The organism is Halomonas sp. A3H3, from assembly GCF_000982975.1.
GTDB lineage: Bacteria > Pseudomonadota > Gammaproteobacteria > Pseudomonadales > Halomonadaceae > Vreelandella > Vreelandella titanicae.
Map to the genome: position 1 here is coordinate 1744808 of NZ_HG423343.1, position 13847 is coordinate 1758654.

Annotated in this window: 15 protein-coding genes; 11 read left to right on the top strand and 4 right to left on the bottom strand. The window is 55.2% G+C overall.

Annotated features, from left to right (window positions below; translation table 11 throughout):
- The first annotated feature begins 8 nt into the window (after positions 1-8).
- The 7 genes from tkt to HALA3H3_RS07685 all read left to right on the top strand — a co-directional run bounded on the left by tkt (position 9) and on the right by HALA3H3_RS07685 (position 7127).
- Positions 9-2000, top strand: coding sequence for a transketolase (tkt, locus tag HALA3H3_RS07655; RefSeq protein WP_022520982.1), 1992 nt, complete (start codon positions 9-11; stop codon positions 1998-2000).
- A gap of 3 nt (positions 2001-2003) precedes the next feature.
- On the top strand, positions 2004-2357 hold the full coding sequence (locus HALA3H3_RS07660; RefSeq protein ID WP_022520983.1) for a CidA/LrgA family protein: 354 nt from the start codon (positions 2004-2006) through the stop codon (positions 2355-2357).
- Complete coding sequence (locus HALA3H3_RS07665; protein WP_022520984.1) at positions 2347-3072, top strand: LrgB family protein; 726 nt, start codon at positions 2347-2349, stop codon at positions 3070-3072. Before HALA3H3_RS07660 ends, HALA3H3_RS07665 begins: the two co-directional genes overlap by 11 nt.
- 101 nt (positions 3073-3173) lie before the next feature.
- Positions 3174-4211 carry a type I glyceraldehyde-3-phosphate dehydrogenase gene (locus tag HALA3H3_RS07670; protein ID WP_022520985.1) on the top strand — a complete coding sequence of 346 codons (1038 nt, stop codon included), beginning with the start codon at positions 3174-3176 and terminating at the stop codon, positions 4209-4211.
- Positions 4212-4271: 60 nt separating this feature from the next.
- Positions 4272-5441 (top strand): phosphoglycerate kinase, encoded by a 1170-nt coding sequence (locus tag HALA3H3_RS07675; protein WP_022520986.1) that lies wholly within the window; start codon positions 4272-4274, stop codon positions 5439-5441.
- A gap of 121 nt (positions 5442-5562) precedes the next feature.
- A complete protein-coding gene (fba, locus tag HALA3H3_RS07680) occupies positions 5563-6627 on the top strand; it encodes a class II fructose-bisphosphate aldolase (protein WP_022520987.1) in 1065 nt (354 codons plus the stop codon).
- A gap of 149 nt (positions 6628-6776) precedes the next feature.
- Entirely contained in the window at positions 6777-7127 is a 351-nt protein-coding gene (locus HALA3H3_RS07685) for a hypothetical protein (RefSeq protein ID WP_022520988.1), read from the top strand.
- Between the two features lie 16 nt (positions 7128-7143).
- Here HALA3H3_RS07685 and HALA3H3_RS07690 read toward each other — a convergent pair whose 3' ends face one another.
- Entirely contained in the window at positions 7144-7575 is a 432-nt protein-coding gene (locus HALA3H3_RS07690; RefSeq protein WP_022520989.1) for a hypothetical protein, read from the bottom strand.
- 286 nt (positions 7576-7861) lie between these two features.
- On the opposite strand from HALA3H3_RS07690, the gene HALA3H3_RS07695 reads away from it, so the two are divergent.
- The 3 genes from HALA3H3_RS07695 to HALA3H3_RS07705 all read left to right on the top strand — a co-directional run bounded on the left by HALA3H3_RS07695 (position 7862) and on the right by HALA3H3_RS07705 (position 9916).
- Positions 7862-8563, top strand: coding sequence for an HAD family hydrolase (locus HALA3H3_RS07695; RefSeq protein WP_022520990.1), 702 nt, complete (start codon positions 7862-7864; stop codon positions 8561-8563).
- Positions 8563-8937 (top strand): translation initiation factor Sui1, encoded by a 375-nt coding sequence (locus HALA3H3_RS07700; RefSeq protein WP_053856928.1) that lies wholly within the window; start codon positions 8563-8565, stop codon positions 8935-8937. Before HALA3H3_RS07695 ends, HALA3H3_RS07700 begins: the two co-directional genes overlap by 1 nt.
- A 70-nt stretch (positions 8938-9007) precedes the next feature.
- Entirely contained in the window at positions 9008-9916 is a 909-nt protein-coding gene (locus HALA3H3_RS07705) for a nuclease-related domain-containing protein (protein ID WP_022520992.1), read from the top strand.
- 16 nt (positions 9917-9932) lie between these two features.
- Here the strand turns inward: HALA3H3_RS07705 and HALA3H3_RS07710 are convergent, their stop codons facing one another.
- Positions 9933-11264, bottom strand: coding sequence for a deoxyguanosinetriphosphate triphosphohydrolase (locus HALA3H3_RS07710; RefSeq protein ID WP_022520993.1), 1332 nt, complete (start codon positions 11262-11264; stop codon positions 9933-9935).
- Positions 11265-11718: 454 nt separating this feature from the next.
- On the opposite strand from HALA3H3_RS07710, the gene pyrB reads away from it, so the two are divergent.
- Entirely contained in the window at positions 11719-12744 is a 1026-nt protein-coding gene (gene pyrB / locus HALA3H3_RS07715) for an aspartate carbamoyltransferase (protein WP_022520994.1), read from the top strand.
- Positions 12745-12782: 38 nt separating this feature from the next.
- On the opposite strand, the gene ruvX is transcribed toward pyrB, so the two are convergent.
- Positions 12783-13238 (bottom strand): Holliday junction resolvase RuvX, encoded by a 456-nt coding sequence (gene ruvX / locus HALA3H3_RS07720; RefSeq protein WP_022520995.1) that lies wholly within the window; start codon positions 13236-13238, stop codon positions 12783-12785.
- A complete protein-coding gene (locus tag HALA3H3_RS07725; RefSeq protein ID WP_022520996.1) occupies positions 13238-13795 on the bottom strand; it encodes a YqgE/AlgH family protein in 558 nt (185 codons plus the stop codon). Before HALA3H3_RS07725 ends, ruvX begins: the two co-directional genes overlap by 1 nt.
- Between the last annotated feature and the right edge of the window lie 52 nt (positions 13796-13847).

Below are 13847 nucleotides of genomic sequence, written 5' to 3' on the forward strand. Positions count from 1 at the left end.
GCACCCCCATGCCGTCCCGTTTTGAGCTAGCCAATGCCATTCGCGCCCTGTCCATGGATGCCGTTCAGAAGGCCAAGTCCGGCCACCCGGGCGCCCCCATGGGTATGGCTGATATCGCCGAGGTGCTATGGAATGACTACCTCAAGCACAACCCCGAAGACCCCAAGTGGGCCGATCGTGACCGCTTTGTGCTCTCCAATGGCCACGGCTCCATGCTGCTTTACTCGCTGCTTCACCTCAGTGGCTACGAGCTAAGCCTGGAACAGCTGCAGAATTTCCGCCAGTTACACTCGCCCACTGCGGGCCACCCGGAATTCGGCTACGCGCCGGGTATTGAGACCACCACCGGACCGCTTGGTCAGGGCTTTGCCAATGCGGTCGGTTTTGCGATTGCTGAAAAAACTTTGGCAGCGCAGTTCAACCGCCCAGGCCACACGATTGTCGATCATCACACGTGGTGCTTTGTAGGTGACGGCTGCTTAATGGAAGGTATCTCCCACGAAGCCGCCTCCCTGGCCGGTACCCAGCAGTTGGGTAAGCTGATCACTGTATACGACGATAACGGCATCTCCATTGATGGCGAAGTGGAAGGCTGGTTTACCGACGATACCGCCAAGCGGTTTGAAGCTTACGGCTGGCACGTGGTGCCCAATGTGGATGGTCACAAGCCTGAAGAGGTGAAAGCCGCGATTGAGCTGGCCAAGAGCCACGACGATAAGCCGAGCCTGATTATCTGCAAAACCATTATCGGCTTTGGTGCGCCCAACAAGCAGGGCAAAGAGGACGCCCACGGTGCGCCCCTAGGCGATGACGAAGTGGCGCTGGCACGCACGCAGCTCGACTGGCCCCACGCGCCGTTCCATATTCCCGAGCCGATCTACTCGGCCTGGGATGCCCGTGAAGCAGGCAAAGCGGCTCAGCAGGCGTGGGACGCGCGTTTTGCCCGTTACGCTGAGGCTTTCCCCACGGAAGCGCGAGAGTTCACCCGCCGGATGAAGCGCCAGCTACCGACGGAACTGCCTACCGAAGCCTTGATTGAGCAGGCCCAAGAGCGCGGCGAGACTATTGCGTCACGCAAGGCCTCGTTCGAAGCGCTGAATGTGATCGGCCCGAAAATGCCGGAATTGCTGGGCGGCAGTGCCGATCTGGCACCGTCTAACCTGACCTTCTGGAAAGGCGCCAAAGCGATCACCCCGGAAGATGCCAGCGGCAACTACCTGCACTACGGTGTGCGTGAGTTTGGCATGGGGGCGGTTATGAACGGCATCGCCCTACACGGCGGCCTGGTACCTTACGGCGCGACCTTCCTGATCTTCATGGAGTACATGCGTAACTCGATTCGCATGGCATCGCTGATGGGCCAGCAGGTGATCTATGTGTTTACCCACGACTCCATCGGCCTGGGTGAAGACGGCCCGACTCACCAGCCCATTGAGCAGCTCACCAGCCTGCGCACGACGCCGAATCTAAACACCTGGCGCCCCTGCGATGCGGTCGAAACCACCGCCGCCTGGGATGCGGCAATTAAGCGTCACTCTGGCCCCACGGCGCTGGTGCTTTCGCGCCAGAACTTGCCCCATCAGCAGCGCACTAAAGCGCAGTTGGCAGCGATTCAAAACGGTGCGTACGTTCTTAAGGACAGCGAAGGAACGCCGGAGTTGATTCTGATTGCCACCGGTTCTGAAGTCGGCCTGGCGATGGACGCCGCCGCCGAGCTTGAGCAGCAGGGCAAAGCGGTACGCGTCGTCTCTATGCCATCGGCCTATCGCTTTAACGGCCAGGATGCCGAGTACCGTGAAAGCGTACTGCCTAAGGCGGTCACCAAACGTATCGCCATCGAAGCCGCTCATGCTGACTACTGGTACAAGTATGTGGGTCTGGAAGGTCGCGTGATAGGCATGACGACATACGGGGAATCCGCCCCGGCGGGCGATCTGTTTAAACACTTCGGCTTTACCGTCGAGAATGTGGTCAAACAAGCCAACGAACTACTCGGCTAAGCCATGCCAGCACTCAGTGGCTTTCTATGGCTGATTAGCTACTGGCTTATTGGTGAAGTGGTGATCCACTTCACCGCTTTGCCAATCTCGTCAGGCGTGATCGGCATGCTGCTGCTCTGCGCAACGCTCGCCGTTCGTGGCCGTGTCCCTACTAGCATTGCCGCTGCCGCCCAGCCACTGATTGCGCTACTCGCCATGCTGATTATGCCCGGCGTTGTTGGGGTGTTTTTTATCATCGGCGAGCTGGCCGGGCAGTGGACGGCTATCCTTATCGCGTTATTGCTGGGCACGTTACTCAGTGTGGTAACCACGCTGTGGCTGCTCAAGCGACTAATCGGGCAACCCAATGTCCGCTGATACGCCGCTGCTTACTCTATTAACCACCACCCCGCTGTTTGCGGTGGGGTTAACGCTGGCTGCTTATTTGCTTGGTAGCGCGCTGTTCCAGCGTTTAAAGCGCCCTTCTTGGCTGCCCGCTATTTTGATCGCGGCACTGCTGCTGGCAGGAGCCTTAGCGCTGGTAGGACTGCCTTACGCTACCTATCAGCAGGGGGCCACATGGCTAACGGTGCTGTTGGGGCCAGCTACGGTGGCGCTGGGTATGCCGCTTTATCAACAGCTGCCGCGTATCGTTGAATTATGGCGACCGCTGGCGATTTGTTTACCCATCGCCGCGACGCTGGCGGCTTGCTACTCGCTGGCAATTGCTTGGTTACTGGGCAGCTCGGACACCATACTTGCTTCCATTGCCGCTAAATCGGTGACTGCGCCTATCGCTATTGGCATTACGGAACAGCTTGGCGGCACCACGGCGCTGCTGTTGGGAGCGCTGTTGGTGACAGGGGTAATCACCATTCCCTGTGTCAGCCTCGCTGCGCGTTGGCTGCATATTGACGACGAGCGCTTGATTGGTTTCGCTCTGGGGCTTAACGGCCATGCCATTGGTACGGTGCGTGCGTTCGAGATCAGCCCCACCGCCGGTGCTTTTGCGTCACTGGGCATGAGCCTCACAGGGATTTTCACCGCGGTGCTGCTGCCTCTCGCCTGGCGATTGGTAGGTATGGGAGGCTGATGGGCACGGGCAGTTGATAAGAATCGACCACTGAAATACGTTATCATCGCAATGGCCTATTTCGATTATTGTTGAATCACTTTTAAGAGCCACCCTTCTGCATGGCTAATTCTGCTCCCAGGTATCGCATCGCCATTAACGGTTACGGACGCATTGGCCAATGCGTGTTGCGAGCGCTCGTCGAGCGGCAACATCCCGAACTTGAAGTGGTCGCTATCAACGAACTCTCTGATCTCGCGACCATTACCTATCTAACCCGTTACGACACCACTCATGGCCGCTTTCCCGGTGACGTCGATAACGACGGGCAGTACCTTATCGTCAACGGCCAGCGCATCCAGGTACTCTGCGAACAAGATCCACGCAAGCTGCCTTGGAAGGCGCTTGATGTGGATCTGGTGCTGGAGTGCTCAGGGAGCTTTAAAGATCGTGCCACCGCAGAGCTGCACTTAGCGGCAGGCGCGAAGCGGCTGCTGTTTTCTCAGCCAGCGGAAAATGATGTCGATGCCACCATTGTGTGGGGCATTAATGAAGGCGAGCTGGCGCTTTCCCAGCGAGTTCTGTCTGCGGCTTCGTGCACCACCAACTGTCTTGTGCCGCTATTGACCGTTTTGGATGAAGCTCTCGGCCTTGAGCACGGTGTCACCACGACGATTCACTCGGCGATGAACGACCAGCCGGTGATCGATGCCTACCACCAGACCGACCTGCGCCTTACCCGCTCGGCAATGCACTCTATTGTGCCGGTGGACACCGGCTTGGCGCTCGGCATTAGCCGCTTGATGCCCAATCTTGCGGGCCGCTTTGAGTGTCTGCACGTTCGCGTCCCCACTATCAATGTCTCTGCTATGGATGTGGCGCTCACCGTCAGCCGCGACACCCACCGGGACGATGTGAATACGCTGCTGCTGGCCGCCAGCCAGCAGCGCTTAAAAGGCGTGCTTGGCTATACTGAAGCACCCATGGCGTCGGTTGATTTTAATCACGACCCTCGCTCAGGCATCCTGGACGCTACCCAAACCCGGGTAGCGGGTAAACGCCTTATTAAGCTGCTGTGCTGGTTCGACAACGAGTGGGGATTCGCTAACCGTATGCTCGATATTAGCCAGCGGCTGGCCAGACTTTCGACAGAAACGTAACCTATTTGCATTAGCTGTTTATATTGAGTTCCACGGCCTAAACACGAGGAAACCGCTTCCATGAATGTAAAAAAGATGACTGACCTTCCCCTGGAAGGACAACGCGTGCTGATCCGTGAAGATTTGAATGTGCCCATCAAACATGGACGCGTCACCAGCGATGCCCGCCTACGTGCCGCGCTGCCGACCATTAAAGCAGCGATGAAGGCTGGCGCGAAAGTGATGCTCATGAGCCACTTGGGCCGTCCTAATGAAGGTGAACCCGCCGAAGAGTTTTCCCTCGCACCGGTGGCTGAACACCTGGGTGAACTGTTAGGTCGCCCAGTGCCGCTGATCACAGCCTATCTTGGCGAAACCCTGGATCTCGCCAACGGCGACGTCGTACTGCTTGAGAACGTGCGCTTTAACAGCGGCGAGAAAAAAGACGATGAGCAGTTGGCGAAACAGTACGCCGCGCTGTGTGATGTTTTTGTGATGGATGCCTTTGGCACCGCCCACCGTGCTCAAGCCTCTACCCATGGCGTGGCGCGTTTTGCCCCTAGCGCCTGCGCTGGCCCTTTGCTTGCCCAGGAACTCGATGCACTTGAAAAAGCGCTGGCGCATCCAGCCCGGCCCATGGCAGCCATTGTCGGCGGCTCGAAGGTCTCTACCAAGCTGGATGTCCTCACCGCGCTGGCTGATAAATGCGATCAACTGATTGTTGGCGGCGGTATCGCCAACACCTTTATTGCCGCCGCGGGATACAATGTCGGTAAATCGCTCCATGAGGCTGATTTGGTGGGCCAAGCCAAAGCGCTGATGGAGAAGGTCTCTATTCCGATTCCTACCGATGTTGTCGTTGCCACCGAATTTTCTGAGTCGGCCAAGGCCGTTGTCAAACCGGTCGATCAAGTGGCTGATAACGAGATGATTCTGGATATCGGCCCAGATACAGCCGCTCACTTGGCCAGCATGCTCAAAGACGCCGGCACCATTTTGTGGAACGGCCCCGTCGGTGTATTTGAAATCGATCAGTTTGGTAAAGGCACTCAGGTGATCGCCCAGGCTATCGCCGATAGCGCAGGCTTCTCTATTGCGGGTGGCGGCGATACGTTAGCGGCCATTGATAAATATGCCATTGCGGATCGCGTTTCGTACATTTCTACCGGTGGTGGTGCTTTTCTTGAATATGTAGAAGGTAAGCAATTGCCTGCCGTCGCTGCACTCGAAGCCGCAGCCAAACGCGGTTAACATTGCACAACTTGAATCGGAACGCTTACTACCGTTCAAACTGACAGCTCAATCTTCACAACTCAGTCTTTACAACCCAATTTTGACAACTCAGTCTCTACAACATAGATAAGGTAACTTCATGGCTTTGATCAGCATGCGCCAGATGCTCGACCACGCCGCCGAATACGGTTACGGCATTCCGGCGTTCAACGTCAACAACCTTGAGCAGATGCGCGCCATTATGGAAGCCGCTGATGCCACCGATTCGCCGGTCATCGTGCAAGCATCTGCTGGTGCACGTAAGTACGCAGGCGCGCCGTTCCTGCGCCATCTGATTTTGGCGGCAGTCGAAGAGTTTCCGCATATCCCTGTGGTCATGCACCAGGATCACGGCACCAGCCCTGCAATCTGCCAACGCTCCATTCAGCTCGGCTTCTCCTCGGTGATGATGGATGGCTCGCTGGGCGAGGATGGCAAAACGCCCGCCGACTACGACTATAACGTCAACGTTACTCGTCGCGCGGTAGAGATGGCTCATGCCTGTGGCGTTTCCGTCGAAGGCGAGTTGGGCTGCCTGGGCAGCCTGGAAACCGGCATGGCCGGTGAGGAAGACGGTATCGGCGCGGAAGGCAAGCTGGATATGGAGCAACTGCTGACCGACCCGGAAGAAGCCGCCGAGTTTGTGAAAGCCACCCACGTGGACGCTCTGGCGATTGCCATTGGCACCAGCCACGGTGCTTACAAATTCACTAAGCCGCCTACCGGTGACACGCTCTCTATTCAGCGCATTAAAGAGATCCACGCGCGGATACCGGATACCCACCTGGTCATGCACGGCTCCTCTTCTGTTCCCCAGGAGTGGCTGGAAGTGATTAACCAGTACGGCGGCGAGATCCCCGAAACTTACGGCGTTCCCGTCGAAGAGATCGTTGAGGGTATTAAGCACGGCGTGCGCAAGGTCAACATCGACACCGACCTCCGCTTGGCGTCTACCGGCGCAGTGCGTCGCTTCCTGGCGGAGAATCCGTCTGAATTCGACCCGCGTAAGTTCTTGAAAGAGACCGTTACCGCGATGCGCGATCTATGTATCGCTCGCTACGAAGCCTTTGGCACGGCTGGTAACGCCAGCAAGATTAAGCCGATTAGCCTGGAAGAGATGTTCCTGCGCTACGAGCGCGGCGAGCTGGCTCCCAAGGTAAAATAAGCGTGTAATTGCCGCACTTTCGAAAAAGACGACCAACCGGTCGTCTTTTTTGTGGCTAATTAAATAGATGTTGCAACGCAGCATTGATAGGCTAACACTGAGGGTGAGGCCACGACGTCTCGTGTTCCAGCAAGGAGGCCACAACGCTGATGAAATCGACAACTCCCCTTTCCCTAATGCCCACTACCCCGGTAGCGATGTTCGATATATGGAAAGTCGGCATCATGGCTTTTGAGCTATGGTCGACGTCTTTATCGACAATCACTATGCGAAATCATTTATGGCAAACACAGCCGTTTTTTAGCCCCAAAATGATGCAAGAAAATCAACGCATGGTCACTGAAAAACTCGAGGCCAGCATGGAAGCTGGCCTCGTTATGCAAAAAGCGCTGCTCAACTCAATGAGCGGTAAGCAGGCCCCCTGGTGGGTTACCAGCCAGCGCACAATGAAGCCTTACCACCAGCGTAGTAGCGCTAACTCGCGCAGACTCGCCAAGTAGCGCTTAGGCACTGACATTACTCATTATCGTCGGTGCCTTCTTCATCATCTTCGCTATTCTCTTCTTCGCTGCTGTGAATGGCATCTTCCGGGCTACCTGTGCCGCCTGTGCCAGCCTCTGGGTTGCGATCTTCACTCTTACCAGGCTCTAGTTCGACGTCAGCTTCGCCCTCACTGGTGGCTACTTCTTCATTTTTCTCTTCCTCCTCTTCCTCTTCACGGACGCGTGCCGACTCATTAGCGGCTTCTGAATCGCTGGAAGAAGCGCCTTCATCTTCATCACGCTTTACTGATCCCGCTTTAATGCCGTATTCCTCTTCAAGTGCTGCATCATCCATAGGCTCGTGCTGCTCACCCTCTGACTCATGGCTATCAGCAAACACATAGCCAGTCGTCGTTAGCAAAGCAGCGCTGAGTGCCAAAGGTAGCATCCAAGGGGTTAGTCGCATTGGGCGTTCTCCATGTTGTGGTTCTGACAAGATAGTGTATCCCTACTATCTATTCAGCGCAGCTTGACCATTTCCAACGCTAGCGCTGCAGCGTTTTTCATGATGCTAGATGGCATATAACAATTCATCAAAATAAGCGCAATTATTCAAGCTGGCTCAATAGCCACGTTCAGGCAAGCAAAAAATAACAAAACAGTGTTCACAAATGGCGTAAAATCCCGTTCAATAGCAGTATGGATGGCTTCAACTAACACTGGCAGTGCATAAGCCGCTGCAAGGAACCGCAATGCCGCTCCCACTTTTGCTGTTTGACTGTGATGGCACACTCGTCGATAGCGAGCCACTACTGGCCGAAGAGATGGCCGCCGGGCTCAATTCAGTAGGCCTGCCTTTCGCTTCTACTGACTATCTTGGCGAGTTTCGTGGAGCGCGCTTTCGGCGCATCGTTGCTGAACTGCAACAACGCTATGGCGACGTTGACCCTGACCAGCTTGACCGCATGGAAGCCTCTATGCGGGCCAATCTAGCCACCCGGCTTGCCCAAGAGTTGACCACCATACCAGGCGCCCACGAAGCGCTGGATATATTAGCGGCTTATCCCAGTGCCGTGGTTTCCAACGGGCCTGAAAGCAAAATCCGCACGGCGTTAGAAGCTACCGGGCTCAGCCACTATTTTGGCAAACGCTTTTTCAGTGGCTATACCGCCAATTGCTGGAAGCCCGAACCCTGTTTACATTTACACGCAGCGAGTATCATGGGTTATTCCGCAAGTGACTGCATTGCCATAGACGATGCCTTGGTAGGCGTCCGCGCGGCGCTTCAAGCAGGAATGACGGTGATTCACTTAAACCGTTTCCCTGATGCTGAAACAACGCCTGAAAACGCTATCATGATAAGCAATATGTATCAGTTACCCGCCGTGGTGGAGCGACTCACGCGTGAGTATTGGCAAACTCCGGTGCCTCAACACTCAATGGGAGGAGGATAATGGCCTCTTTACGTGACCAGCTCGGTGGGCTGGTTTACTCCACCGAACATGGCAAAACCTGCCCCACCTGCCGGGAACCACTCGATGCCTGCCACTGCGATGATTTGAGTGAGCAGCAGCGTCTGGCGGCACTTGATGGCGTGGTACGCATTCGCCGCGAAACGAGTGGCCGGAAAGGCAAAGGCGTGACTACTGTTAGTGGCATTCCACTGCCTAGCGAAGAGCTTAAAAGCTTGGCAAAAACGCTTAAAAAACGGTGTGGAACGGGTGGAGCAGTTAAAGAAGGTATTATTGAAATTCAAGGCGACCACCGCGATACCCTGCGTCAAGAGTTAAGCAACCTCGGCTACCAGGTTAAACTCGCTGGAGGTTAGTTCTGTACACCACTATGACTTACCATCAGGGCTTACTATTGGGTAAGTCTCTATAGAGCAAGGCACTGCAATGGCTTGGCTGGAATACGTGCTACCCCTGATTTTTTTATTCCCCATGGCGGCAATGGCCAGTATTGTCCTTGCGCTGCGCAGCCTGCATGATGCTCGCGTTCACTCCCCATTCAACGCCCCCCTTCGTGAGCCGGGCCAAGCGCTTCGATACCGCCTGGACAAGGCTTTTTCCAGCCTATTTTTAAACGGTGCATTAGGGCCGATTATTAGCCTCGCCCCGCTAGTTTACGGCATGGGACGCATGCTGTTTGTGGATAAGCAGGACTGGGTTGAGTGGGCGCTGTATGGGCTGCTTAGTACTTTGCTGGTACTGACTTTTTCACTACTGTTGGTTCGCGACTATCAGCGTATCCGGCGCTTAAAACTAGGCTTAGCCTGTGAACTCGCTGTTGGCCAAGAGCTAGAGCGCTTAGTCCGCCCTGATGCCCACCCATACTATGTATTTCATGATGTGCCCACCGATAGCTTCACGATAGATCACGTCGTAGTAACACCGCATGGGGTATTTGTGGTGGAGACACGGGCACGAACACTCGCGATCGGCACCGATGGTAATGAGCTCAACACAGTAGCGGTGGAGCGCGAGCGTTTGCGCTTTCCGCACTGGCAAGAGCGTCGTCCGCTGCATAAAACACGCCAAGGGGTTAGCTGGCTGACTCACTGGCTGGAGCGACGCTGCGGCGTGCCCGTACCGGTACGGGGCGTATTGGTGCTGCCGGGTTGGAAAATAGATAACAGCGAGGCTGCACCGGATATTCTGGTGGTAAGCGGTGACACCCTTGCAAAGCAGATAACCGAGCTAATGCCAGGCCCACTCAATGATGCCATCCATGACAAGATCATTAATGTTCTGCTTGAGCGCGCTCAGTTGATGGAGTTGAAACATCTGAGCCAACCTTCAGTTTAAGTGTTCTCCCCTCCGCTCAATCGCCGCGCAGTCGGCCGCCCATTTCCTGGGCCAGATCCACCGCATAGTGGTCTGTCATCCCACCAATAAAGTCCAGCATTCGTCGATAGCTATCGTAGAGTGGCCAAGATGGCAGGGGAGTATTTTCGCCGATCAGGGCCAGCACACGTTGATGTTTAAACGATGAGTGCCCTGTGTGATGAAGCTCGTGTGCAGCGCCAATAAAGGCTTCCAGCAGAATACCCAGCGTCGTATAGGCGCCAATCTCCAGCTTTGCCTTACGCTCATTCTGGAAAATACGCTCTCGAGCCAGCTGCTTAGCCGCCTGAACGCCCCACCCCAGGTCTGGGTGACACAGCTCCAAGAGGTCATCACTAAGCGTGCCACTCAGCAGGGCCTGCTCATGCTGCACAAACACTGCGCCGACATCATTAACCGCACGCTCCATGGCAGCGCCTCGTAGCAGTGCAATGCGGCGACGCTGAGACACGTTACGGGCTTGCATATCGGCATACTCGGGCGGAAACTCTCCGGCTATTTGGCGAAGTATTTCAACTACTTCTTCATAACGCAGGATGCCCATTTCTAAACCGTCTTCCAGATCCAATAGCGCGTAACAGATATCATCGGCGGCTTCGACAAGCCAAGCCAGCGGGTGGCGACACCAGCGCTGCTCGCCTTGTGGCAACAACCCCACTGCTTCAGCTACTTCTTTGAGCAACGCCTGCTCTGACTGATAGGCGCCGAACTTGCCTGCGCGCCCGCTGTAACGAACTGTCCAAGGGTATTTTAGCAGCGCACCCAGTGTGGCCGCAGAAAGCCGCATGCCGCCATTAAACTGGTTATATTCAATCTGAGTAATCACCCGAAAACCTTGGGCGTTACCTTCGTAGGTCAATAGATCCTCGCGCTCAGCGTCTGAAAGGCCTTCTAACAGGCCACTGCTCTGAGCACGTTGAAACCAGTCGCGAATAGCATACTCACCGGCATGACCAAAAGGGGGATTACCAATGTCGTGGCCAAGGCATGCCGTTTGTATAATGACACCAAGGTCGGCGGGAGTAATCCATTCAGGCAGACGATCATGCAGCAATTCGCCCACAATCATGCCCAAGGAGCGACCTACACAGCCAACTTCTAGCGAGTGAGTTAGGCGAGTATGGATATGATCGTTTTCGGTCAACGGATGCACCTGGGTCTTGCGCCCAAGGCGCCTAAACGAGCCTGAGAAAACAATTCGGTCGTGATCTTTATGAAACGGGCTACGACCAATTTCGCGGGTGCTTGTTGAGCGTTGATCGTGAAGACGACGTGGGGAAAGTAACTGTTCCCAGCGCATCTGAGTCATGGGCATTCCTCCTGGAGGAGTGCATTCTGACATAAAACGCCAGAAAACCGCACGTTAGTGTGAGTGGTGAGTGGTGAGTGGTGAGTGGTGAGTGGTGAGTGGTGAGTTGAACTGGCTTGCCTCGGCGAGGAAGGCGTATTCTACGCACTTCCTGGTGTTTGTCAAGGGCGTTGTTTTCGATGTAAAACCGACCACATCCAGAACCGCTGGCTTTCGTAAAAGCACTAACTACCTGACAAACCGAAGCTTTTACACTTCATTCACCGCTGGTAACGCTTGGCGTCCCCGGCAGCGGATGCGTACTTTACGGTTTCCCTGCCGGGTTGGCAAGGGCTTTTGTAGAAAAATTACAGATTGGCCGCCATGCGCGAATGAAAGCCCTTCGGCACTACCCTTAATGGCGGTTACACTAGCGCTATCTACCGCTCTATCCACCACAGTGCCGAGGAACGTTATGAGCCACCACTTGCTAACTGTCGACTCATTAAACCGCGAAAACGTAGACCACTTGCTGCGGGTGGCTGCGCGCATGGAGCCGATTGCTCAACGACGCCAGGTAACGCGAGTATTAGAAGGGGCGGTACTCGGTAATCTGTTTTTTGAAGCCAGCACCCGTACACGGGTAAGCTTCAATGCTGCCTTTTGTCGTTTAGGTGGCAGCGTGTGCGACACCACGGGCTTTACGTTCTCTTCTATGGCTAAGGGAGAGTCACTATATGACACCAGCCGTGTAATGAGTGGCTACTGCGACGCCATTGTAATGCGCCACCCCGACCAGGGCTCGGTGGCTGAGTTTGCTGCAGCGACGCATGTGCCGGTGATTAATGGCGGTGACGGCCCCGGGGAGCACCCTAGCCAAGCGCTACTTGACCTTTACACGATTGATAAAGAGTTTCAGCGCCTGGGGAAATCGCTGACCGGTGCGCATATCTTACTCACCGGTGACTTGAAGTATGGCCGTACCGTACATTCACTGATTAAGCTCTTATCACTCTATGACCCGCTGCGTATTACGCTGGTGTCGCCGCCGGGCCTTGAGATGCCTTCCAAGCTGATTGACTTAGTCGCCTCTCGTGGCCACCGCATTGAGCAGCGCGACTCACTCGCTAGTGATTTTGCCGATTTAGATGTGGTCTATACCACGCGGATTCAGAAGGAGCGCTTTACCGACGAGATGAATGAGAGCTTCCAGGGGCTCTCTGACGACTTTATGGTTAACCGCGATTTTCTCGATCACCGCTGCAGCCAAAGCACTATTGTGATGCACCCGCTGCCCAGGGATAGCCGCCCCGGCGCGAATGACTTAAACGTCGACCTTAACGGCGACCCACGTCTGGCGATTTTCCGCCAAACCGATAACGGTATTCCCATGCGAATGGCAATTTTCGCGACACTTCTCAATGTCGATGAGCTAATCGAAAAAGAGCTACGCCCCGTGCGCTGGTACGTACCCACCCAAACGGGCACGTTGGATCGTTAAAGCGCAAAAGTTTAAGGGTAGGGATTTCAAGGTAGGACTTATAGTGAAAGGCGCCCGCCAGGCAAGCCTTCCTGGTGGGCGAACCAGCCCTCAAGAATAAGAATGGCCGCGATACCATCGACACTATCTTGACGATAGTTGCCTTTATGGCCCGCCTCGCGAGCAATTAGCTTGGCTTCTCGCGTAGTGCCACGCTCGTCGACCATTTCACACGGTTTACCAAAACGGCCATGCAAACGATTACCGAATTTGCGGGCGCGGGTGCTCATATCTGACTCGCTGCCGTCCATATTAAGCGGCAGCCCCACCACTAACAGATCCGGCTGCCACTCGTTCAGTAACCGTGATACGACATTCCAATCAGGAATTCCATCCCGTGCCGTCAGCGGAGTGAGTTCGCGCGCACTGCGCAGTAGCTCATTTCCCACCGCCACACCGATACGCCGAGTGCCGTAGTCAAAGGCCAGGATTAAGCGCTGCCCCGCTTCTGCCATCAGGCGTGCCCCGCATCTCGGGTCATTAAGTTAAGGTCAATACCCAACAAACCAGCCGCCGCGGTTAAGCGCTCAACGGGTGGTGTGTTGAAGAGCACGCTGCTCTCGGCTTCAACCGTTAGCCAGCTGTTCTCCTTCAGTTCCTCTTCCAGTTGCCCAACTTCCCAGCCCGCGCAGCCTAAGCAGACTAAAAAGTGCTCTGGCCCCTCGCCTGCAGCAAAAGCCTGAAGAATATCCAGCGAGGTGGTAAGGGCAATGCCATCTTCCACCTGGATACTAGAATCCCATTGCTGGCTATCGCCAACATGCAGAATGAAACCACGGTCTTTATGCATCGGCCCGCCGTAATAAACCGGCGCATTACGGTGCGGACTTGTTTCACCGCCTAATTCCAGCTGATCAAACAGTGCCTCAAGCGTGATCTCTAACGGTCGGTTAGTAATCACCCCCATGCAGCCGTTGTTATCGTGATCGCAAAGATAGATAAGACTACCGGCAAAATTAGGGTCTTCTAAGTGTGGCATGGCCATTAGAAAGTGATGTTTCAAACTTTGCATGCGTCTCCCACTGCCTGCTAGCATCCCAGCAGGCATAGCGTAATAAGTGTCG